Consider the following 22,965-nt stretch of genomic DNA (forward strand, 5'->3'; position numbering starts at 1 on the left):
CAGGTGACAATTAAATCGGGAGTGATACCTAATGACAACAGGCACAGAAGTCCAAGGCGCCGAGGCAAGCCGGGAGCAGCAATGGGAGCAGGCCATGTCGGAGCTGTATGCAAGCTATCTGGATTTTGGAAAAAAGGCGCTGAAGGATTTCGACGAAGAAGCCGTTCACCAGGCGCGGGTGAGCAGCCGCAAGCTGATCACGCTGCTGTCGATTCTCGATCCTGAGGATGCCTCAGGTCTTCGCGCGTATTTCAAGCGTTCCCAGAAGCGCCTGGGCAAAGTCAGGGATGCCGACGTGCTCATCCAATCCTTCAAGAAACGGCGGAAGGAAGCGAAGCGCGAAGGCGACAAAAAGACCGCCAAGCTTTTGAAAGCGGTTATCCTGCATCAAAAAGACAGGCGCACAAGGCAGCGCGGGAAATTGGCCGATGAGCTGCCCTCGCTGCTGAAAGGCGAGACGGATGGCAAATGGAATGATTTTATCAAGGAACGTCTGCCCGCCCTCGTTACCGAACAGGATGTCAATGTCGCGATGCGCGAGCTTGAGGTTGCTTTCGAGCAGCAGAAGAAACGGTGCAAGGAGCTGCTTGGGCAAGAAGACCCGGCATCCCGCGAGGCGTTGGACGAACTGCACCAGCTAAGGCTGCTGGCCAAGCGTATCCGCTACACCGCAAACGCGGCATCCTTCGCACTGGATCAGAAATTTCACGCGAATGAAGCGATATATAAAGACATCCAGTCAGAGCTCGGCGAAATCACCGACAAACGCATGTGGATGGAAAGGCTGGAGAAGATCGGCCGCAAGAAGCTGGGCGCCAGCCGCGGTACATGGAATTCCTTCGTCGATAAGCTTCAAGCCGAGCTGACGGACGCGCTTCGCCGGAACACCGTCGTCGACGTGCCGGAAGCCCTCACTTACAGCGCCGCCAGCGCCGGACAGGAATGAGCGCCGGTATTGGCTATGAACCCGCTTATAACCATAAGCGGAAAGCGAAAATAGCTCCAGCTCTTGCGGCTACAGCCGGATGGATGAAGCGAAATTATTCCTTCTTATTTTTTAATAAGGCGGCCTGGAATAAGCATAGGATGGAAAAACTCCCGTCTAATCCGGCCAATCAACCGGAAATGCTGAAAAACCCGCCAATAAGCCGGAGGTTTTCCTGCTTATTGTCTGAAATGGCCGTTTTCGGGCAAATGTAAGGGAGGTTTTCCCGTTTACTTCAAGTTCCGGCCTTGAGCAAGCATACTCGTTCGTTCAAGCTCTCACAGGCTCCGGGTACCGTTAAGGCTACTCTTGGTCAATGTCAGTATAAAAAGGTTGGCCGTCGCTTCAAATCCCGAGGTGAGGTGTAACCTTCACCATCTTCAAGCCAATTCAGGTCAAGCCAAAGCGGCCTTACACCGTTCGAATACCGGTGTAAGGCCGCTTGTTGGCATTGACGCTTTTTTCACAGGATGACTCCCGCGCCGCTCCATCTATTATTATCGACGGATAGGGCTTACGCGAGATGCCGGCTCAGCATACCCGTATAGACCGATTTCGGGCTTAGGCCGATCAGCTTATCCACCGGCTGCCCGCCCTTATAGACAATCACGGTCGGCATGCTCATGACGCCCGCTTCCGCGGCCAGCTCGGGCTGCTCGTCGCAGTCTATCTTAACAACGGTTACCGCGTCTCCGTAATCCCGGGCCAGTTCATCCAGGATCGGCAGCAGATTTCTGCAGGGCGGGCACCAGGCCGCGCCGTAATCGGCAAGCACTACGCCGCCGCCAGCCACCGCTTCCCGTAATACTTCGGGTGTTTCCGCATGTTTAATCGCCATTTTAAATCCTTCCTTTCTCTTTTCAGCTTGGATTTTCCGCGCCGGACCCTTCCCGCTCCCGGCGAATGGAAGCCATTCGTTCCTCCAGATTAAGCTTGATCTGCGTCAGCTGGTGCAGCTGCCGGTCAATTTCCTTAAGTTTGGATTCATACAGCGGCATCACCTCCGCGCAGAACGCTTCCTTGTTCTTCAGCACGCAGTTTAAAAAGCCCGCGATTTGCTCTGTCGTAAGTCCCAAATTCAAATACAGCTGGATCGTTTCCACCGTCTCCGCGGCAAGCGGAGAGTATTCGCGGTAGCCGTTGGCCAGACGGACCGGCGAAATCAAACCTTGTGACTCGTAGTATCGAAGCGACCGGACGCTTACGCCGGTCAGTTTGGCAAGCTCGCCTATTTTCATTGCATCTCACTTCCGGATGATGAGAATGTTTGCGTTCATTATAAACCCTGACACCAGTGTTAGGGTCAACTCCTTTTTTTCCAAAAGAAAATCACCGGCCGCTTCCTGTAGGAATTCCCGGCAAACTATGGATATTGTCAGATTGACAAGCTCACCTCCTCTTCATATACTTGTTATAACAACTATTAGAGAAGGAAGAGATTGGATTTGGAAAAGGACCGTCTGTGGAACCGTCATTTTTTGACTATATGCCTTAGCAGCTTTTTTATTTTTATGACCTTTTATATTTTGACGGTGACGCTGCCCGCGTTCGTACTGGAAAATTTGCAGGGTAACAAGCAAAATATCGGACTGGTGACCACCGTGTTCGTCATCGCTTCCGTAATATTCCGACCGCTGGCGGGCAGATGGCTGGACGAGTTCAACCGCAAGGCGCTTGTAGTCGGTTCGCTCCTGCTGTTTACTGGCTGCTCCGTGCTGTACCTGTTCATTCACAGCTACAATGCCCTGCTGCTGCTGCGTTTTATCCACGGGATTTCCTTCGGGATCGGGGCGACCGCCACCTCGGCCATCGTGCTTGATGTCATTCCGGAACGCCGCAAGGGCGAAGGCATCGGCTATTTCAGCCTGTTCATGAGCCTCGCGATGGTTATGGGCCCGTTCATCGGCCTCACCATCACCGCCCACGCCGGCTTCGACCTGCTGTTCGTGACGATCAGCGCTTTCTCGCTGCTTGCCTGTGTCTGCGGCATTCTAACGCCCGTTCCTCCCCATACGCCGCGGCCGAATACGCTCGGAAACTGGAGCATCAAACGGTATATCGAGCCCAAATCCGTGCCGGTGTCCCTGTCCGGATTTATTCTCGCTTTTTCGTATGCATCACTGTCGACGTTCATCTCCGTTTATGCCAAGTCGATCGGAATGGGCGCGGTGGCCAGCTACTTTTTTATTGTATTCGCGGCTTTGGTACTGATTTCACGGCCCTTTACCGGTCGCCTGTTCGACCGCAGAGGCCCCCACGTGCTCGTCTATCCGGGCATCCTCCTGTTCACCGCAGGGATGATCTGGCTCAGCCGGATCTCTTCCGCTCCGGAATTTCTGGCCACGGCGGGGCTGATCGGACTGGGCTACGGCGCCATTCTTCCCAGCTTTCAGACGCTGGCCATCCAGGCGGCTCCCGTTCACCGGCGCGCGCTTGCTACCGGGACCTATTTTGTACTGTTCGATCTCGGCTTTGGCCTCGGCTCATATATTTTGGGCATCATCGCGGCCCATACCGATTACCGGACGATGTATCTCACTGCCGGAACGATTTCGGTCCTGGCGCTGATTCTTTATTTCCTCCTTCACCTCTGGTCCCGGAAAACAGGGCGGGAAACGGTCCAGCCGGACGGACCAGAGCCAGGCCTCCGGACCGTATACGGCGCGGACCAACAGGTGTAACCGATCTCCGGGCGGCATACGGCGCGGACCAACAGGCGTAACCGATCTAGCGGCAAGGGGCCCGAACCTGAAGTGTTGGACGAACCTAAAGCGTAGGACGAACCTTAGGCGTAGGACGAACCTAAAGCGTTGGGCAAACCTGAAGCGTTGGGCAAACCTGAAGCGTTGGGCAAACCTGAAGCGTTGGACAAACCTTAGGCACAGGACAAACCTAAAAGCCGCTGGACTTACCGAAGAAGCCGCTCCATACGAGGAAGCGGCCTACTGTAATCCGAGAGCGGACGAAGTGGAATTTCTCCTGTTTATTTACATGAAAACACCCCTCCGGCAGTATTAAACTGGAATTTCTCCCGTTTAATCTGCCGGTTTTGCCTGAAATGAAGCTGAATGGTCAAATAAGCAGGAGCTTTTCCCCTTCGTGGGCAAGAAATCGATTTTTGAGAGGAATAAACGGGAGGATTTCCTGTTCATCCAAAGCTAGTAAGTACAAAACCTTCCCGGAGGGAAGGATTCAGGGATTTATATAAGTCCCAAGAGCGTTCCAGCCCATTTGGGCTGACTGCGCGGCGATGCTTACGATGCCTGTGATGCATACAATGATTACGAAGCTTTCGATGCTTACTTTTTATCCGCCGATCATTTTTTGGTCCTGCCGCCCTTCATCCATTTCCACATAGCGAGCAGGCAGCCAACCAGGCCGAGCCCGAGAAGGAGCTGCTGCAGCACGCCCAGCATTCGTGATTCGGCGGCGTTTAATTGGCTGCTAACGATAATCAGGATAATCGAGACGGCCACCATCAGGCCGGTTCTGTTCTTCAACGTGTTCCTCCTTCACTGGACCTCTGGCGTAAACCGCCATCATCCTGTATTTCTGCCTCAGCCCTTCTAAGAGGACAACAGCATCAGCACAACCAGCACAATCAGCAGCACTTCGATAATGGTGAGCGAGACGAACACCAGCCGGATAAGCGAAGATGACGAACGGAACTGTTCGTTGTTGATGCCCTCTCTTTTTCGCATATAATCGCCGGTTGCCGCTGCTACCACGCCTCCGCCGAGAAGCACCGCGGAAATGCCTGCCGCCGCCGCGACGATGTGCCCGATTCCGCTGTAACGGGAATCCCGGAATACGAGGCCGGCTGCCAAAAAGCCGAGACCCGCCAGCGCGACCGCCGTACGAATCCAGGCCAGGTAAGTTCGTTCGTTCGCCAGATGCTGCTGCGTATATTTCGATTCACTTTGCATCTCTTTCATATCTCCCTCCCCAAGGATCGCTTCGTAGGATCATGTGTTTCATCCCCTTAATTATTAAAACCCTTAATCCATCAGGAGATTGATGAATCAAGGGCTGATCTTTACCTGGGCGGCTGTCCGCCACGCGCCGGTATTCTTCATGCATCCGCCGAATGGCCCTTCGCTTCAAGAAGTTGCTGCAATAGACCGGCAAGCTCGCGCGCCGGCAGGGCGTCCAGAAGGACGGACTGAAAGGTGGCGTACGCTTCATCCACTTTTTTCTGCCCGATTGGAGTCAAGGAGGTATAGACGCTTCTACGGTCTTCCTCGCAAATATGCCGTTTCATCGCTCCGCAGCCCTTGGCCTCGAACCGGCTGACCAGCCGCGACATGGCGCTCTGACTCAGGCCGACCATAGATTCGAGCTGCTGCAGACGCAGCTTTTTGCCAGGCGCTTCGGACAGGAACAGCAGCATATAGAATTCCTTCAGGGATATCCGGTGCCTTTCTTGCAGCGCTTGTTCGAGCTTGACCGCCGTATTGCTCTGAATATGGGTCAGCGCCAGCCAACCGGCTACAAGTCCGTTACGTTCCGCAATTTCCATATCATAGATTCCCTTTCCTCTAAGGCTTCCCTTTATTATATCATCCACAGCCTTGTTTTCGATACGGCCGAGATGAGTGCTTTTATCGCTTCTCCGACGCCGGAGCGGCCTTGTCCTGCTTCTTCATCAAGCTTTTGACCGCCGACAAGGTCGTACCCTCGGGAATCGGCAGATGCTCGCTTTTGGATATCCCGATTTGCTGGGAAGTGTAAATGCCCGTATGGCCCGAGAACAGGTAGCTGACCAGACAAGCCATGAACATGTACACGGCGGCGTCCGATCCGAATAATTCAACCCCCATCAGGAAGCACGCAATCGGTGTGTTCGTCGCGCCGCAGAAGACGGCGATAAACCCGAGGCCCGCCAAAAAAGGAGCATACAGATGCAAAGCACCGGCCAGTGCATTCCCAAGAGTGGCCCCGATCGCGAACAGCGGAGTCACCTCGCCTCCCTGAAATCCGGCGCCCAAAGTGAGGGAAGTAAACACCAGCTTGCCCAAAAAAGCAAACGGAGACACGCCCTCCGCAAAAGAGTCCTGAATCAGCGGAATGCCCAGCCCCAAATAATCGCGCGTTCCGAGCAGGTAGACGAGACCGATAATAACGGCGCCCCCCACGGCGCTTTTCAGCACGGGGTTTTTGAAGAGCTTGCTGTACCCTTTTTTCAGCGCATGGGTCAATTCACTAAACAAGATACTCGTCAGCCCGAACAGAACCGAAGCGAATACGACCTTGAGAACGACGATCCACGTTAACGCGGGCACCGCGCCGATATGATAGTGGATATGAGAAACGCCCCAGAACGAGGAGGTGACGAGATTGCCTGTAAAAGCGGCCACAAAAGCCGGGATCAGCGCTTCATGCCGGATGAGGCCGATCGCCAGAACCTCCAGACCGAATACCGTGCCGGCCAAAGGCGTACCGAAGATCGAGCCGAACCCGCCGCTAATGCCGCAGATCAGCAGGATTTTGCGGTCTGCGGGCCGGACGCGGAGGAGTCTCCCGAACCATTCGGCCAGGCTTCCGCCCATTTGAACAGCCGTCCCTTCCCGGCCCGCCGACCCTCCGAACAAATGCGTGACGAGCGTTCCGAACAAGACGAGCGGCGCCATTCGAAGCGGAATCGTCTCGCCTCCGCTGCTGATCTGTTCCAGAATCAGATTGTTGCCCTTCCCGCTGTTCTTGCCGACCTTCATATACAGGAAGCTGACCAGCGCCCCCCCGAGCGGAAGCAGAAAGAGCAGCCACGGATTGGCTATTCTTACGTCGGTTACATAGTCCAGGCTCTTCAGGAAAAAAGCCGAGGCCGTGCCGGACAGGATGCCGACGCCGCTCCCGAGCACCACCCACTTCAGCAGCGTGCCCGCCAGCGCGGCAAACGCACGTTGTTCAGCCCACCGGGCCCACTTCTGTCTAACTGTATTCATCTTTTTTTCTTTCCCCTTCGTTATATATCTAAAAAAACAGACTCCTACCAGGGAGATCAAGGTCCTCTGGTAGGAGTCATCAGCCTCGCGGCGGTTTTAAGGCGAACTCCATCGCCCTGTATTAATACGTCGATTCTAGTTGATTTCAGGGAAATCGTCAATGAAAGAAGTCGGCACCCTAAGCAAAACCATTTCGCCTTTTGTCAGTCTAACTATACAAGAAGAAATGCCTGACAGCGTCCTGAAGGACGCAAGTGCGTTTCTTGTAGAAATATAAGACAAATTCATAAGCGCCCAGCTTATCAATTCTTATATTCCAAGAAGAAACGGCTGCATCCTTTCAAAAAAGTTACGGTATCCGTATCAATCCAACGACAAGGTGATGAACTCATGACGATTCGAAAGCACGCGATCCTATCTGCATTGACTATGTCCCTGTTATTCTCAGCTTCCGCGCAGGCGGAGGAAGCCGCCAAGCCGGGCACTAAGCCGGCTGAAGCGGCTTCGCCGATGGCCGGGACCGGACAAGCCGCCGGGACCGTTCAGTCCGACGGACCCGTTCAGACGGGTCCGGATGCCCCGGATGCCCCCGCCGTACCGCCGGCCCTGACCGTTCCCGCGCCGGTATCCATCTATCTGGACGGCTCGCTGCTTAAGACCGAAGCGGAGCCGGTGAATGTGAACGGCACACTGCTCGTTCCCATGCGCCGTCTGTTTGAAGGGCAGGGGGCCAAGCTGTCCTGGAACAATACGGACAAGATGGTTACAGCCACGAAGGACGGCATCACGCTAACCTACCGCATAGGGGATCTTACCGCCACGGTGAACGACCGGACGGTGCCGCTTAATGCTCCCGGGCAAATATCCGGCGGATATACGCTGGTTCCGCTGCGCTTCGTCAGCGAAGCCCTTGGCAGCACCGTTGCCTGGGACCAGGCCGCCCGCACCGTCCACGTCTCGACGATAACCTTCGAGACGTCTATCCGGTGGGGCGTCAATCTGCGCAGCTCGCCGGATTCAGGCAGTAGCCCAGCGGATAAGGCGACCCCTTCGCTGACGCTGGTTAGCCGTTCAGCGAATACGGGCGGGCAACTGCCAGCCTCGGCCGCTGGCACACAGGATACGGGCGGCTCGAACATTCTGGAGCTGCTGCCTACGGGATCGAAAGTCCACGTTATACGCGAAGTGGGCGCCTTCTGGCTGGAGGTGCGGACCCCGGACAACCAAACGGGATACATATCCGCGAAGCCAAAGTACACCGACTATGCCAGCCCGTCCCTGATCGATAAGCAGGCGGACGAGCTGATCGCCTACGGCGAGACCTTTCTCGGCACGCCGTATGTATTCGGAGCGTCGCCGGATCAGACAGCCAGCTTCGACTGCTCTTCCTTCGTGAAGCGCGTCTTTCAGGATACGCTCGCGGTTGACCTTCCGCGGGTATCCTACGACCAGGCCAAGGAAGGCACGGAGATCGGGCTGGACGAGCTGCGCAAGGGCGACCTGCTGTTCTTCGGCGCCCGCGATTTGAACATCGGGCATGTAGCCATCTATGCGGGAGACAAGAAGCTGCTGCATACCTACTCGGAGAAATACGGCGTCCGCACCGAAGCCTTCAGCGACTATTGGAAGAAACGGCTCGTGACGGCGCGGCGGGTGTTTTAGGACAGGCTTTCGGCTTTGAGCGCAGCCGGAATTTTGAAAAGGCACAATACCAATTATTGGTGGTATTGTGCCTTTAGCATTCAGAAACTCGAGCTATCTGGTTCTCTTTTCTCGAGTCGCGGCAACAACGGTTTGACATCAGCCTCCCTGTTCATTATACTAACTGTAACGTTAACGTAATGGTTGGAGGATGCAAATGATGGAATCCAAAATACTGATCGGAGAACTGGCTCGCAGAGCCGGGGTGACGCCCCGGACCATTCGCCACTATCAGGAGCTCGGATTGCTGGGGAGTGTCGAGCAGGAAAGCAACGGATATCACTATTACTCGGATGAATCGCTGCAGCGGCTGAACAAAGTCAACGTTTTGAAAAAGCTCGGTCTCAGCCTGGAGGAAATTCAATCCGTCATCGACCTGTACTTTGAAGAGCCGTCCATGATTAAAGGCAAGCAAAAGGTTCTCGAGATTCTATCGAAGCATCTGGAACAAACCGACAAAAAGATGGAGGCTCTGGATCAGTTCAGGCAAGAGATCCTGAGCAATATGGCCCGGATTCAGCTTATGATTGACGAAATGTCGAATTAAGCGGAGTCCGAGCCGTGTTTTTATCCCTAAACCATTACGTTTACGTAACTGTTGCTGTTAGAAAAGGAGGTTTAATGTCTTAATGATTGAAATGAGTAAATCTCGTCTCGCTTATACGGCGATGCTGTTAACCGTGTCCGGGATTGCTGTCGTTTCGCTGCTGTATGTGATGATTCCGCTAACGCCTTACGTGATCTCGGAATTTTCCGTAAGCCCGATTCAGGCGGTCTGGGCGAGCAGCATCTTCAGCATGGCTTTCGCCCTGGGGAATTTGTTCTTCGGCACCTTGTCCGACAGAGTGCCTAAGAAGCGTTTGATTCTCGCAGGCCTCATTCTGCTTGCGGTATGCACCTTGTCCGTAGAACTGGCCTCTTCCTTCACCCCGTTCCTCTTGCTGCGGGCCGCGCAAGGCTTTCTTGCCGCCTCGTTTCCTCCGGTCGCGCTTGCTTATGTCAGCGATGTGATTCCCCCGGAGCAGCGTCCGAACGTCATTTCTTACCTAAGCTGCGGATTTTTGCTGGCCGGAGTGGCAGGACAGATCTTCTCGGCTGAAGTAGCGGCGAACTGGGGAATGAAAGCTGTATTCGCATTATTAAGCCTCATTTACGCCATTTTGATCGTGCTCTCCTTGCGGCTGCCGAAAGACCGCCCGAATGCCGGGCGGCCCGCGGCCGGCCCCGGCTTGTTCGAAGTCTTCCGCACTTTGGTCCGGATTCCGGCGCTGCTCGTCGCCTACGGGGCGGCGGTAACGATATTAATGAGCTTTGTCGCCATGTTCTTCGGATTGAACGAATTCGCGGTGCAGCAGTTGCACCTGTCTCCCGATCGCATTCTTTGGCTCAGACTGATCAGCATGACCGGAGTGGTATGCGCATTGTTTTGCGGCTCCTGGATCCGCCGCTTCGGGCCTGTTCGCGTCCTCGTGGCGGGCTTTCTCACTGCCGCGGCCGGATTGGCCGGAGAAGCGGTGCTGTCCGGCGTCGATATGACGCTCTTTATCGCCGCGACGGTTGTCTTTGTCGCCGGTATCGCCTCGGCCGTTCCGTCGATCATTTCCCGGATCGGGCTATTGGGCTCGACCGCACGCGGCATGGCTCTGGCGCTTTACGGATTTTTCGTCTTCGTCGGCGCAAGCCTGGGCCCCATCCTGGCCGCTGCGCTGATGCCCTTCGGATTCGCCGCTTTATGCGGGACGCTGTCCGTCATTATGCTTGCGGCGGCGGCCGTTTCAGCCTGGAGCGCCAAACCGTCGGCGGATAAAGAACGTCTGGATGCCGTTAATTCTTAAAGAGGAGATGAATGGAAATGCAGGGACAACGTATTGTTGTAATCGGAGGCAGCTCCGGAATCGGTCTGGCGGCAGCGAAACGGGCAGCAGAGCTTGGAGCTGAGGTTATCATTGCCAGCCGCTCCGAGGAACGGCTGGCACAAGCGGCGGCAAGCCTGGTTGGGAATGTACGGACAAGGGCGCTGGATATGCGGAGCGAGGACGATCTCCGTACATTTTTTGCGGAAGTCGGGAATTTCGATCATTTAGTGATTACGGCAGGGGAAGTGAAGCACGGATTGGGTAAGGTCCTGGACATAGATGCGGCAAGCGCCAGAGAACAGTTCGAGAGCCGCTTTTGGGGACCCTACCTCGCCATTCGTTACGGCGCGCCGGCAATCCGGGACACCGGATCGATTACACTGACAAGCGGAGTGTTTGGCGAAAAGGCGGTTCCGGGAGCGGCGGTGCCTTCTGCCGTGCATGGCGCCCTGGAGAACCTGGGCCGGGTGCTGACCGCCGAGCTTGCTCCGGTGCGGGTCAACGTCGTGTCCCCCGGCTATGTCGATACGCCTATGCACGACGGAATGCCCCCGGAGCAAAAGAAAGCCTGGTTTGAACAAACCGCAGCGACCCTTCCGGTACGGCGCATTGCTTCAGCGGACGACATTGCGGGCGCGATCTTGTTCTTGGTGCAAAATACGTATACGACCGGAATTACGCTGACTGTGGACGGAGGAGCCAGATTCGTCTGAGAGCCGGGACACATGCGGCAGGGCTTCCTCCACTTCAACCAATCTGAACCAAAGCCTGCAGACCGCGTCCGCTTGATTAGCGAACGAAGGCCGCAGGCTTTTGTTCCGTCTAGAAGAGTCTTCCCAGGTGTTTGAAATAAAGTCACGACGAGCAGCTTTCTTCGACTCTGATCATATGATCCTCTCTGTACTGGCCGGGGCTTACGCCCACATGCTTCTTGAACACCTGGCAGAAATACCGCTGGTTATCGTACCCGACGTTCTGCGAGATTTTGGAGATTTTGAAGCTGCTCTCCCTCAGCATCCGTTTCGCCTGCTGAATACGCAGCAGCGTGACATATTCAAGAATCGTCTGCCCGGTCGATTTGGAATACAGGTTGCTAACATAGGAAGCGTTAAGGTCGAACCGCTCCGCCAATTGATCGAGCTGGATATTTTCATGATAGTGGGATTCCAGATAAGTCTTGATTTCTTGAACCACCTTTTCTTTTAAGGAAGTCTTCGTTACGTTCAAAAAAAACTGCACACCCTGCGCGCAATCAAGGCACTGTTTCTGCAACGACGCCCAATCCGGCGCTTCCAGCAGCCCTTCAATCAGCAGCGAACGGTCTCCGATCACGCTCCCGATCTTGATTCCAAAATCCCGCTCAACCAGATCGAGCAGCCGGTTCACCCACTGGATGCCGGTCTTCTTCAGGGAAACGGGAGCCACCCATCGCCCCCTCCCCCACTCCGTCCAGCGTTCGAGCAGCTCTTCAAACGGTTTCTGTTCGTAACGGGTAAAAGATTCGATCTGCTCAGACCAATCGGAGAGCCATCTTTCAGAAGCGCGGACGACCTCCGGCCAAGCGTTCCCGTCCGTTACCGGAACCCCGAAGAACAGCCCCATTTGACAAGCCTGGTCTGCCGCCAGAAAAGAAAGATGCGCATCCATGATTCCGCTTACAATCGGGCCGATTCCAAACGACAAGGCCAGATTGTCCGAGGCCGGGGAGCCGTCATCTGAAAACGCCGCTGCCGCTGCCAGCAGAATTTCCGGTAATGACCCCGGTTCCTCCAGAGCGGCCATGCATAACAAGATGACTTTCTGCTGCTCATAGAGCAGCTCCACTTCGATTCCTTGATTCGCCAAAAAGCCAAGAAGCGCATCCGTAACGCCGCTGCTCTTCATCCGTTCGAGCCAGAGCGCCGCCGGGCTTCCGATCACGATGGCGGCAAACTGGCCGTACCGCTCGTAAGGCGCCCTATCGAACGACGGATGCTTGGCATGGACGATGAGATCGGTAAACACCGCCCGGTCCAGCGCTTTGGCAATCCGCAGCTCCGGGCGATTCCCCGCCGGGTCCCTTTTACGCTCCAGACGCTCGATCGCTCTAGTGACGGTCCGGGACACTTCCTCAAGCTCGGCCGGCTTGATCAGATAGTCCACCGCCTCCAGCTCAATCGCTTCTTTGGCGTATTCAAACTCGGAATATCCGCTCACGATGATACACTCCGCTTTGCAGCCCTTCTCCTTCAAGCCGCGAATCAGCTCCAGCCCGCTCATCCCGGGCATGCGGATATCGGTCAGGACAACGTCCGGGTCGGACTCCAGAATCCGTTCCAGCGCCTGCTTGCCGTTGTTGGCCGTCCCCGCAATCCGCACCCCGGATGCGTTCCAGTCGATCATGGTTGATAGCGTTTCCACCACAAGCTGTTCATCATCCGCTATAAACAGTTTATACATGATGTGTCCCCCCACCTTCATAGCCAGATGTTAATCGATGATGCCGATCTCAAGGGTAACTTTGGTTCCGGCGCCCGGAACGCTGTCTATGCGAATCCCGCGATCCTGGCCGTAATGCAGCTGGATTCTCTCCTGAATATTCCTTAAAGCATATCCCCTTGGCCGCATACCCGCACCCGCGGCATCAAACCCGACTCCGTCATCCTCGACCTCGAATATCAGCGTCTCTCCTTCCCTTCGGCCTCGAATGGCAATGTTGCCTTTATCCTCTTTTAGCTCGATTCCATGAAAGATCGCATTCTCCACCAGCGGCTGGATCAGAAGCTTCAGCATGCGGATCCGCTCGATTCCCGGCTCGAGGTCGATAGCCACCTCAAATTTTCCGTTGTAGCGGATATTTTGAATCTCCAGATAATTTTTCACCTGGTCGATTTCGTTGCCGACAGTCGTTATATAATCCCCGTTGTTCAAGCTCAATTTGAAGAAATTGGAGAGGGACATGACCATTTTGGAAATATTCTTGGCGCTAATTCGCTCCGCCATCAGATAGATGGAATTCAGTGTATTGTACAGAAAATGCGGGTTGATCTGACTCTGCAGCGCATGCAGCTCGGCCTCCTTCTCCTTCAGCTTGGCTTCGATCAGTTTGTCGGATAATTCGCTGTTGGTGCGGAAGGTCCGCAGGAATTGATTGCCGATCTTCCCGATTTCGTCTTTCTCCTCAAAGAGGATGCCTTCGATTTCCTCCCGTTTGGCTGCCTTTCGGGCGACGGAAGAGAGCAGGGTCAGCTGCTTGGTAATCCGTTTGGAGATCAGATACGAACCATAGGCGGCGAGCAGAAAAGCCACCAGCGTCAAGGTGAGCGTGACATTGCGGATCAGGACTACTTCCGAATTGATGTTGGAATAGGGGATCATGCTAACCACCTTCCACCGGGTCCCCGGATTCGTATCGAAGGTGACGACATACCGTTCTCCATTGATCGTATCGATGCGGGTGCCCCGTTCAGGCAGATCGTAGAGCAGGTTCAGTTCCTTTTGCGGAATCTGCTGTAAATCGGCGGTCCGGGAATTGTAAAAGATGACTTGATTCTGATCCAGAATCATCAGATGCCCGTTCTCCGCATTCGTGATGTCTTTGAACATTTCGTCGAATACCCGCCTATCGATGGAGATAATCAGCATGCCGATCGGTTCGAGCGTATCCAGGTTGTTTAAGCGTTTACCGTACAGCAGCAAATCCGGACTATTTTTGACGAGACGGACCTCATCACTGTTCAGCCACAATCCCCGGCCGCCCATGTCGCCTACCTGCTTATACCATTTCGACCGGGAGACCGCCTGATAGATATGATCGTAAGTGAACCGATCCCATTGGTTCGTGACGATCAGCTCCCTTTGCTCACTGCCGACATACACGTAACGGATATACGATTTGTTGTTGGAAATATTGACGATCAGATTCCGGGTGTCATTCTGAAGGTCGTAGATTTTTTTGAAATCATTCTTGTCATAAGAAAGGAAGTTCTGAACGTCGCGGGAAGACAGCATCAGCTTCGAAATCGTTTCGACGTCATTCACGAAAGTCTGGATATTCCAGTTGATGGAGCCGAGCAAATTGGAGGTGGTGTCGGACACCTTGTTCTCAGCCACTTTGCTCAAATAGACAAAGGTCAAGGAGGCAATCAGGACAAGCGGCAGCAGGGAACAGCCGATGGACAAAATGATGATTTTGCTCCGAATGCTGATCGACAGGAACGGCCGGGTTATTTTCATGAAAAAGTCCCTCTGTCCGAAGAAAAGTATAATACCTGTACTTTCAGTATACCTTTGCCCGGGGGCGGATGGTAGATCAACCTTTGGTTGCACCTGCGGTCATGCCGGAAATCACGCTTTTGTTAAAAATGAAGTAGACCAGCATGGTCGGGATCGTCGTGATGCTGATTGCCGCGTAAGTCGCTCCCCAATCCGTCAAGCCGTACTGGCCGATGTAATCCATCAGACCAACCGGAATGGTCCGCGAGCTCAGGTCGTGAATGAAGGTATTGGCGAAGATAAACTCATTCCAGATAAAAATCAGATTCATGACGACAACTGTGACGATCGTATTGCGCGACAGCGGAAAAATCATCCGCCAGAACACCTGGTAAATCCCGCATCCGTCCATGACGGCGGCTTCCATAATCTCGTTCGAGATATATTTGTAGAAGCTTACGAACAGATAGATCGAGATCGGCAGCGCAAATCCCACCTGGGGCAAAATGAGGGAAGTGAGCGTGTTGATAATACCCGTTTTGTTATACAGAATGAACAGCGGGATAAGCACGACCTGGATCGGGATCATGATGCCGCAGAGGAACAGGAACAGCACGCTTTGGGTCCATTTAAAACGCATCTTCTCAATCACGAAAGCGGCCATGGCGCTGAACAGAATCACCAGAACGATGGTAGTCACGGCGACGATGAGGCTGTTGGAAAAATAAGTGCCCAAATTCCCTTTGCGCCACACGCTGAGATAATTTTCGAAGGTGAACTTGCTGGGCAGGCTGAGCGGATTACTGCTTGAAAAATCGGTGGGCGCCTTGAAACTGGAGATGAACACCCACACGAGCGGGTACACTTGAATGATAAGCAAAGCGAAGGAAATGACCGCCAGAAACGCCTTGGAATAGCGGGAATAGTTCATTGTCAGGTCTCCTTACTCTCCATCATCCGTCTGATAAAGGCGACGGCAATGAGGCTTTCTATGACGATAAATACGGCCATCGCGCTGCCGTAGCCGAAGTCCAGACTGGAGAATGCGGTTTTGTACATATAAGTCGGCAGCAGCTCCGTTACCCGCCCCGGTCCCCCATTCGTCATGAGATACGGGATATCGAACCCTTTTAGAGCACCGGTAGTAGCCATAATGATCGAAACCGTCAGCACCGGCTTAATCAGCGGCATTTTAATCAACCAGAACAGGTCCCAGGAAGAAGCCCCGTCAATTCTAGCCGCCTCCTCGATATCGGAAGGAATGGACAGAAGCGCGGTATACAGGATGATCATATAAAGGCCGATATAACGCCAGCCTTCGGGCACCGATACGGCGCCTAGCGCCCACTTCAGGTCGGACAGCCAGGGCTTGCTCCACGCTCCTAAACCGAGCTGCTGCAGAATAAAGTTCAACATGCCGACCGGCTCGAACGAGTATACGCTTGTGAACAGCTGCGCTATGGCTACCGAGGTGATAATCGCGGGAGCGAAGTACAGCGTTTTAAATAGTTCTCTGCCTTTGGTGATGCTGGTCAGCAGAATGGCAACCACCAAACCGAGAAACACCTGCATAGCCACAATTATGAAAACATAGATCAGGTTATTGCTGAACGCCTTCCAGAACGTCTTGTCGCCGCCAAACATTTTGGTGTAATTATCGAGGCCGATATAGACCATGTCGGACACCCCATCCCAGGAGAAGAAGCTGAAATACATCGACCAAAGGATGGGAGCCAGAACGGTGAACACATACACCAGCAATGCCGGCAGCAGGAAGACGAGAACGGCTTTGCGATTGCGGAGGATTTTATCCATACCCTAGCTCATTCCCCACTTTATTATTTTTCCGCTGCATTCCCGGCCAACCGATGGTGCGGCTGGCCGGCTGCTGTAGCGCGGTTATTTGAAATATTTCGGCGCGTTTTCTTTAATCGCCTGATCCATCAGGTCGGCAAAATCATCCGGAGTATGCGCTCCGAGCGCCAAGGCATTTAGCTCATTTCCGAGCAGCTCATTGGTGGCCGGGTCGAGGCGTGTATCCCACGGGACGGCGAAGACGCTTCCGGATTTCGCGATTTCATCCTGGATTTTGTAGAACACCTCCGGCATCCCTTGCGCCTGATCCAGCGAATAATTGAAAGGCGAGAATTGGCCTTTTTTCGTGTAGGCTTCCGGGTATTTCTCCAGGAGGAATTTGACGAACTCCTTCATCGTATCATCGAAGGTCTCCTGATTGAACGCAACGCCGATGCCTGAATTGATGAAATAATCGTTCTCCGCCGTCTTGGCGCCTTCCATCATGGGCAGCCGGAAAAATCCGATATTGTCCTTCATGTCCGCGCTTAATTTATCGTTGGCGAAATTCATCGTTTCCCATGAGCCCATATAGTAGATACCGGTCTTTCCTGCCAGGAACAAATCGCGAGCCGCTGTATAATCCGTTGAAGAAAATCCTTGCTGGAAGTACCCTTTGGTGCCGAGTTCGTGAACGAGATTAATGCCTGCCATGCCGGCCGGGTCCTTGAAGGAGGCCTTGCCTTGCTTGACGTTCTCGATAAAATCATTGCCTGTCATGCGGAAAGGCTCGAATGCCAGGTACCGGAGAACCGGCCATTTGTCCTTGCCGTCGACGGCAATCGGCGTAATCCCGTTCTGCTTAAGCGTCTCGGCAACCTTAAGGAACTCGTCAAACGTCTTCGGCGGCTGCAGGCCGAAATCCTTAAACATCTTGATGTTGTACCAGAACACCTCGATCCCGTATTCGATCGGGAGCGTGTACATGCTGCCGTCCGCAAACTGCTGATATTGCAGGGCAACCGGACGGAACGCGTCGTATTTTCCAAGGTCCTGCAGCAGTTTTTTCGTATCCACGAGCTTGCCTTTCTCTATCAGTTTGGAAGCGTAGGCGTCGGGATCGGTGTCGAACATGGCGGGCATCTCGTTGCTTGCGATCAATGTCCGCAGCTTCTGCAAGTAGGACGGGCGGTCGCCCGTACCTTCCAGAACCAGCTCGAATTCCGGATGCGTCTTAGAGAACTCGTCCGCGATTTCCTTCAAGGTAACGGCCGGAGGGCTGTCTACGCCGCGGGCCACGAACCATTTATAGGTTTTCTTTTCTGCTTTTTGCCCCGCGTTCTCAGGAGCTCCCGAACCATTTTCCGCAGCGCTGCCCGTATTACTGCCGCCTCCGCAAGCGCTTATGAGTGTCGTCAGCACGACAAGCGACAACGCGAGAACCAGCCATTTAACGTAACGTTTCATCTACTTGACCTCCTGTTCGCTTGGAACGGATAAAGCTACCTGTTCGAATTGCGCCCGGCCTTCCTGGACAAAGCAGCCCCAGCTTCCGGTCTTCAAATTATAAAGGCGTGTCGTCATCGCGACCCTATCCGCCAGGTACACGACGCATACGGAATTCTCCACCACGATCCGGATATCGTAAACCGTATCCGCTTGCAATTCAATCGGCACTTCCAGCTCGACCGCGTGGGGGCGGTCGCCGTTGATATGCCACTGCGCTTCGCCCTTCACCCGCCGGGGCCACATGTCGAAGACGAGCCGGTTATGCATCGGTTCAAGGCGAACATAGTAGGCTTCATCCAGATCTTCGCTGGCCCGAAGCATGATGCCGCAGCTTCTCGTCCCTTCGGAGAAGGACAGCCGAGCCGAAATCATGCACGTTTCGGGCATGGAGCCGGCCGAGATGCAGGAAAAGGTTTCGTCAGCCCCCGCAGAAATGCTCCCCTCGGACACCTTCCAATCCCCGAGCCGAGCCCCCCACTCCGCAGCCTGCTTATCTGCGAAATGCCGGGATACGGTCTCCGGTATGCGCACCGTCAACGTTCCGTCCGGTTCCTGAACAACCTCGTGCACGACCAGATTGCCGGCCCACTGCCAATCTCCATAATCGTCCTCGTTCTCCTTGCTGGGGTCCCAGCCGAACGCGTACCGCCGGTTTCCGTCGCTCCATGTCTTCGCGGCGTAGAACGCTCTGGCGTCAAACGCGTCGTTCCTCGGCGCCGTCCAAGGCCCGCTTAACGATTTGCTCATGCGGTAATGGGTGACGAACCGGTCCGAGAACGTGGAGTATACCAGATACCACCATTCCCCGATCCGGAACAAGTCCGGGCACTCATGGGTAATGTACATTTTCGGGTCCCAGAACGGCTTGCGGATTTCCCATTTCTTAAGATCCTTGGAAGCGCACAATGCGATGCACCCCCGGCGCCGGGACGGGCCTTCCTTGTTCCTTGCGGCGAGCAGCATCCAGTATTCCCTCTCCTCCTCGTTCCAGAACACGAAGGGATCGCGCCAGTCATGCCTTTCATATTGAATCCCGTCCGAGTAGAAGGTGTCCTCGGGAATTTTCCGCCACGACTCCATATCCTTGCTTACGGCGTGCATGACGCATTGGAGCGGCTCGCCGTCCTCCGTGAAGTCCGGGTACGGATTCAAGCCCGTGTAGAACAGATGGAATTCGCCTTCGGCTTCGATAATGGACCCCGTATAACAGTTCAAGTCTTGCTCGCTCACGCTTCCATGCTTCAGCATTTCGCCTTTTTCCTCGTAGTGCACGAAATCGCTTGTGCGGAGCTCGAACCAGGAGGTTCCTTCTCCGTGAATACTCTTATTCTCCCTCCAATCATGGAGATAGAACAACCGGAATGTACCGTTATTGTAAAAGGGAATGAGATCTCCCACCCAAGCCCCCTCCGGCTTGTAAAACAGGTTCGACATGGTACGCTGCCCCTTTCTTGTGTCCTGACTTGATTATAAAGGGGTTTGAAAGCGCTTTAAATTCTAAGTTCTTTGTCAGATGTTCAATATTTTTGGGTTCCGCGAAAAAAATGCCCCAAGATCAATAATGACCTTGGGGCGGTAAGTCTCTCTGAACCGAACTTAACTAATTAATGTGAATAACGGCCTATCCTAGCTAAGATTACCCAAAACCGGGTGAGGCACATAAGGCTCCTCAAGGCTCGCCATTTCGTCAGCATCCAGCTTCACTGACAGCGCGGCAACGGCATCCTCCAGATGATGGGGCTTTGTTGCGCCGATGATCGGGGCGGTTACCGGCTCCTTTTGCAGTACCCACGCAAGTGCAACCTGCGCGCGCGGAATACCCCGTTTGGCGGCAATCTCGGCCACTTTCTCCACCACCTTACGGTCGGCATCGGCCATTTTCGAATAAAATGCCTGTCCGGCTGCGTCATTCTCCGAACGGGCGGTCTGTTCCTCCCAATCCCGGGTTAACTTGCCTCTGGCAAGCGGACTCCACGGAATAACGCCAATTCCCTCTTCAAGGCAAAGCGGCAGCATTTCCCTCTCTTCTTCCCGGTACAATAAATTGTAGAAGTTCTGCATGGAGACAAATTTAGTCCAGCCGTTGCGTTCAGCGGTATGCTGGGCTTTCAGGAACTGCCAGGCATACATGGAAGACGCTCCAATATATCTGGCCTTGCCTGCCTTTACGACGTCATGGAGCGCCTCCATCGTCTCTTCAATCGGCGTCGTATTATCCCACCGGTGGATCTGGTACAAATCGACGTAATCCGTACCCAGCCGTTTCAGGCTGTTATCAATTTCGGTCATGATCGCCTTACGGGAAAGTCCAGCACCATTTGGGCCCGGACTCATACGGAAAAATACCTTTGTCGCGATGACCACCTCATCCCGGCGGGTATATTCCTTCAGGGCGCGTCCGACAAATTCTTCGCTTGTTCCGTCGGAGTACACATTCGCCGTATCGAAGAAGTTAATCCCGAGCTCCAGCGCTCTTTTAATGAAGGGCCGGCTTTCCTCTTCATTCAGCGACCAGGGAGCCATTCCGCGTTCGGGCACTCCATAACTCATGCAGCCAAGACAAATTCTCGAGACTTCCAAACCGGTACGGCCAAGCTTTACATAATCCATAAATGGCACAACTCCTTTGTTTGGTATAGGCTTCACTCCGCCCCGAATCGGGCATACCCTTATTATCCAATAAATGAAAAAGGGCCGCTATCCCATTCGTCTCAAATTTTTGCCTAATCCTCTCACTCCCATTAACTCTACCTGCGCAGATGCTTTATAATTGAGCAAGAGAACACCAACAAGGAGGAGCCTATGTCTGAGGAAATGCGAGACCAGAGGGATGAACTCGTCAAACGGATCGAGCGTCATACCGGCCGGGACGGAGTTCACAAGACCGCGATTCCCTCTTTATATTTTTTTCGCAACTCTAATTTGACCAAGCCGGCCCACAGGGTGTACAACCCTTCCCTTTGCTTCATCGCTCAAGGTTTAAAAGAAGTACTGCTGGCACAGGAGCGGTTCGAATACGGTCCGGCAAATTACCTGATTTCATCCATGAATCTGCCGGTGATCAGCCAGGTCATCAAAGCTTCTCCCCTCATTCCGTATTTGAGCTTCAGGCTTGAATTTTCACAGAGCCAGATTTTGGAGGTTATCAATGACTCCGACATTCAAATCGCTTCGAAAGAAAATGCCAAGCGGGCATTGTTTGTCGGCAAGATTGAGAGTTCTATTCTGGATGCGATACTCCGTTTAACCCGTCTGCTGGACAATCCGAAAGACATTCCATTCCTTGCTCCAATTTACACGAAAGAAATTCTATACAGGCTTCTGCAAGGTCAGTATGGAGCTGCGCTGGCGCAAATCGCCATGGAGGGAAGCAGCACCTACCGAATAAGGGACGCGATCGAACAAATTATCCAAAACTGTGATAAGCCTTTGCGCATTGAAGAGCTTGCCGAAACAGCCAATATGAGTATTTCTACGTTTCACCGGCACTTCAAAGAGGTCTCCGCGATGAGCCCGATTCAGTTTCAGAAACAGCTGCGCTTGCAGAAAGCCCGGCGCCTTCTGCTATCCGAGTCGGCGGACGCCGCCGATGTTGCATTCCGGGTAGGCTACGAGAGCGCATCCCAGTTCAGCCGGGAATATTCCCGTATGTTCGGCGCTCCTCCCAGAGCAGACATCAAGCGTCTGAAGGAAAAATATGACCACCAGCTGGACGCATAAAAAACTGCCCCAAATGAATTAAACTCATTTGGGGCAGTAGCCTGTAACAGCGGGAAAATCCCCCTGTCACTTCATCTCTATACTATTGTGGGACGAGCGGGCAGAGCTGAACGAGACGGCCGCAATACATAGAGCAACCGCAACGGAGACAGCCCCGGTCCAGCTGACCGCCAGCATCGATGCGTTTCTCACGGCAATCCCCCCGATTCCGGCGGCTGCGGCTATGCTGAGCTGTAAGATGGAACCGTACAGGCTGAGCATGATTCCTGAGGCTTCCGGAGCGAGCAAGACCAGACTATACTGCATACCCGGGCCGGACGACCATGCCGAGAAAGCCCACAGCATCAAGAGCGGAATGGCAACAGAGGCTGATCCGGCAATTGTGGACAGCAGCACAAGAGCGATGACATGGACAACCATGCCGCCCACAAGCGTCCGGGGGATGCCGATCCGGTCCGTCAGGAATCCGCCGAACTTGGAGCCTATCAACGTAGCGATGCCGAAGGCAAAGAGAGCAGCGCTCACTTCCCGTTCGCTCATCCGTGGGACGGTTAACAGGAAGGGGGCGATATATGAAAAGAGTACCGCATATCCTAATTGCCAGAAGAATATTACAGCAAGGCCGATTAAGATTTTGGGATTCTTCAAAAGAGCGAGCTGCTTGCCGAGAGGGACGACTTCCTCACCATTTGTGGCCGGAATCATTCGAGCCACAGTGAAGATGGCCAGCAGGCTGAGAATACCGATCCCCCAGAAGATGACCTTCCAATCGTAAGCTGCGGCCACAACACGGCCAATGGGGACGCCGGCAATGAGGGCTGCACTGGCCCCCGTTATAACGGTGGCAATCGCCCCGGCCCGGCGTTCGGGCGGCGCCAGCCTTGACGCGAGCGTCTTGGCGATGGTGGCAAAAACCCCACTTCCTATAGCAAGCAGAACGCGAGAGAAAATGAGAAAACCGAAGCCAGGCAGGACGACAGTCAAAACACTGCCGAGCGCAATGACGCCTAGAGAAAGCATTAATAGCTTGCGCCGATCCATTCTAGCCATCGCCATCATCACAACAGGCGTGCCAATTGCATTGGCAATCGCGAATACCGTGATTAGCTGTCCTGCCGACGATACCGAAATATGAGCGGAGGCCGCTACCTTGTCCAGAATACCTGCAATGATGAACTCCGATGTAGCGGTCATGAAGGTAATGAAGGCCAGCAAGTAAATTTTCCAGGTGTTGTTCATATTTTGTTCGCCACTGTTGGAG

21 protein-coding genes and 1 riboswitch are annotated in these 22,965 nt (G+C 54.0%); of the genes, 7 read left to right on the plus strand and 14 right to left on the minus strand.

Translation table 11 applies throughout. The features are described 5' to 3' along the window. Positions 1–31 precede the first annotated feature (31 nt). Positions 32–946 carry a CHAD domain-containing protein gene (locus tag G5B47_RS18240; RefSeq protein ID WP_165101016.1) on the plus strand — a complete coding sequence of 305 codons (915 nt, stop codon included), beginning with the start codon at positions 32–34 and terminating at the stop codon, positions 944–946. 553 nt (positions 947–1,499) lie between these two features. On the opposite strand, the gene G5B47_RS18245 is transcribed toward G5B47_RS18240, so the two are convergent. Beyond that, complete coding sequence (locus G5B47_RS18245) at positions 1,500–1,823, minus strand: thioredoxin family protein (RefSeq protein WP_165101019.1); 324 nt, start codon at positions 1,821–1,823, stop codon at positions 1,500–1,502. 22 nt (positions 1,824–1,845) lie between these two features. Continuing rightward, a complete protein-coding gene (locus G5B47_RS18250) occupies positions 1,846–2,223 on the minus strand; it encodes a MerR family transcriptional regulator (RefSeq protein WP_025332999.1) in 378 nt (125 codons plus the stop codon). A 207-nt stretch (positions 2,224–2,430) separates the two neighbouring features. On the opposite strand from G5B47_RS18250, the gene G5B47_RS18255 reads away from it, so the two are divergent. Further along, a complete protein-coding gene (locus G5B47_RS18255; protein ID WP_165101327.1) occupies positions 2,431–3,666 on the plus strand; it encodes an MFS transporter in 1,236 nt (411 codons plus the stop codon). Positions 3,667–4,302: 636 nt separating this feature from the next. Here G5B47_RS18255 and G5B47_RS18260 read toward each other — a convergent pair. The 4 genes from G5B47_RS18260 to G5B47_RS18275 form a co-directional block, all read right to left on the minus strand. Beyond that, complete coding sequence (locus G5B47_RS18260; protein WP_165101022.1) at positions 4,303–4,485, minus strand: hypothetical protein; 183 nt, start codon at positions 4,483–4,485, stop codon at positions 4,303–4,305. Between the two features lie 66 nt (positions 4,486–4,551). Beyond that, complete coding sequence (locus G5B47_RS18265; RefSeq protein WP_165101025.1) at positions 4,552–4,920, minus strand: YidH family protein; 369 nt, start codon at positions 4,918–4,920, stop codon at positions 4,552–4,554. 137 nt (positions 4,921–5,057) lie between these two features. After that, a complete protein-coding gene (locus G5B47_RS18270; RefSeq protein WP_025332994.1) occupies positions 5,058–5,504 on the minus strand; it encodes a MarR family winged helix-turn-helix transcriptional regulator in 447 nt (148 codons plus the stop codon). Positions 5,505–5,586: 82 nt separating this feature from the next. After that, the gene (locus tag G5B47_RS18275; RefSeq protein ID WP_165101027.1) at positions 5,587–6,930 is read right to left on the minus strand and encodes a voltage-gated chloride channel family protein; all 1,344 of its coding nucleotides are present in this window, start codon (positions 6,928–6,930) and stop codon (positions 5,587–5,589) included. A gap of 63 nt (positions 6,931–6,993) precedes the next feature. Beyond that, positions 6,994–7,055: riboswitch (Fluoride riboswitch) on the minus strand. Positions 7,056–7,320: 265 nt separating this feature from the next. Between G5B47_RS18275 and G5B47_RS18280 the strand changes: the two genes are divergently transcribed. From G5B47_RS18280 to G5B47_RS18295, 4 genes are all read left to right on the plus strand, one after another. Further along, positions 7,321–8,592 carry a C40 family peptidase gene (locus tag G5B47_RS18280; RefSeq protein WP_235957217.1) on the plus strand — a complete coding sequence of 424 codons (1,272 nt, stop codon included), beginning with the start codon at positions 7,321–7,323 and terminating at the stop codon, positions 8,590–8,592. A gap of 196 nt (positions 8,593–8,788) precedes the next feature. Beyond that, on the plus strand, positions 8,789–9,178 hold the full coding sequence (locus G5B47_RS18285; protein ID WP_235949688.1) for a helix-turn-helix domain-containing protein: 390 nt from the start codon (positions 8,789–8,791) through the stop codon (positions 9,176–9,178). An 82-nt stretch (positions 9,179–9,260) separates the two neighbouring features. Beyond that, positions 9,261–10,466: an MFS transporter gene (locus tag G5B47_RS18290; protein WP_165101030.1), complete on the plus strand. Its 1,206-nt coding sequence runs from the start codon at positions 9,261–9,263 to the stop codon at positions 10,464–10,466. 17 nt (positions 10,467–10,483) lie between these two features. Then, entirely contained in the window at positions 10,484–11,200 is a 717-nt protein-coding gene (locus G5B47_RS18295) for an SDR family oxidoreductase (RefSeq protein WP_206107431.1), read from the plus strand. A 142-nt stretch (positions 11,201–11,342) separates the two neighbouring features. On the opposite strand, the gene G5B47_RS18300 is transcribed toward G5B47_RS18295, so the two are convergent. The 7 genes from G5B47_RS18300 to G5B47_RS18330 form a co-directional block, all read right to left on the minus strand. Beyond that, the gene (locus G5B47_RS18300; RefSeq protein WP_165101036.1) at positions 11,343–12,926 is read right to left on the minus strand and encodes a response regulator transcription factor; all 1,584 of its coding nucleotides are present in this window, start codon (positions 12,924–12,926) and stop codon (positions 11,343–11,345) included. 30 nt (positions 12,927–12,956) lie between these two features. Then, a complete protein-coding gene (locus tag G5B47_RS18305) occupies positions 12,957–14,702 on the minus strand; it encodes a sensor histidine kinase (RefSeq protein ID WP_165101039.1) in 1,746 nt (581 codons plus the stop codon). Between the two features lie 76 nt (positions 14,703–14,778). Further along, positions 14,779–15,612, minus strand: a complete 834-nt coding sequence (locus tag G5B47_RS18310; RefSeq protein WP_165101042.1) for a carbohydrate ABC transporter permease — start codon at positions 15,610–15,612, stop codon at positions 14,779–14,781. Positions 15,613–15,614: 2 nt separating this feature from the next. Further along, positions 15,615–16,496 (minus strand): carbohydrate ABC transporter permease, encoded by an 882-nt coding sequence (locus G5B47_RS18315; protein WP_206107432.1) that lies wholly within the window; start codon positions 16,494–16,496, stop codon positions 15,615–15,617. A gap of 84 nt (positions 16,497–16,580) precedes the next feature. Beyond that, positions 16,581–17,942 (minus strand): ABC transporter substrate-binding protein, encoded by a 1,362-nt coding sequence (locus G5B47_RS18320; RefSeq protein WP_165101044.1) that lies wholly within the window; start codon positions 17,940–17,942, stop codon positions 16,581–16,583. Next, positions 17,943–19,418 (minus strand): family 43 glycosylhydrolase, encoded by a 1,476-nt coding sequence (locus G5B47_RS18325; protein WP_165101047.1) that lies wholly within the window; start codon positions 19,416–19,418, stop codon positions 17,943–17,945. A 192-nt stretch (positions 19,419–19,610) separates the two neighbouring features. Then, on the minus strand, positions 19,611–20,594 hold the full coding sequence (locus G5B47_RS18330; RefSeq protein WP_165101050.1) for an aldo/keto reductase: 984 nt from the start codon (positions 20,592–20,594) through the stop codon (positions 19,611–19,613). Positions 20,595–20,786: 192 nt separating this feature from the next. On the opposite strand from G5B47_RS18330, the gene G5B47_RS18335 reads away from it, so the two are divergent. Continuing rightward, positions 20,787–21,704, plus strand: a complete 918-nt coding sequence (locus G5B47_RS18335; protein WP_165101053.1) for an AraC family transcriptional regulator — start codon at positions 20,787–20,789, stop codon at positions 21,702–21,704. 66 nt (positions 21,705–21,770) lie between these two features. On the opposite strand, the gene G5B47_RS18340 is transcribed toward G5B47_RS18335, so the two are convergent. Beyond that, the gene (locus G5B47_RS18340; protein ID WP_165101055.1) at positions 21,771–22,943 is read right to left on the minus strand and encodes an MFS transporter; all 1,173 of its coding nucleotides are present in this window, start codon (positions 22,941–22,943) and stop codon (positions 21,771–21,773) included. Positions 22,944–22,965: the final 22 nt, after the last annotated feature.

This window comes from Paenibacillus apii, from assembly GCF_011043685.1.
GTDB lineage: Bacteria > Bacillota > Bacilli > Paenibacillales > Paenibacillaceae > Paenibacillus_AQ > Paenibacillus_AQ sabinae.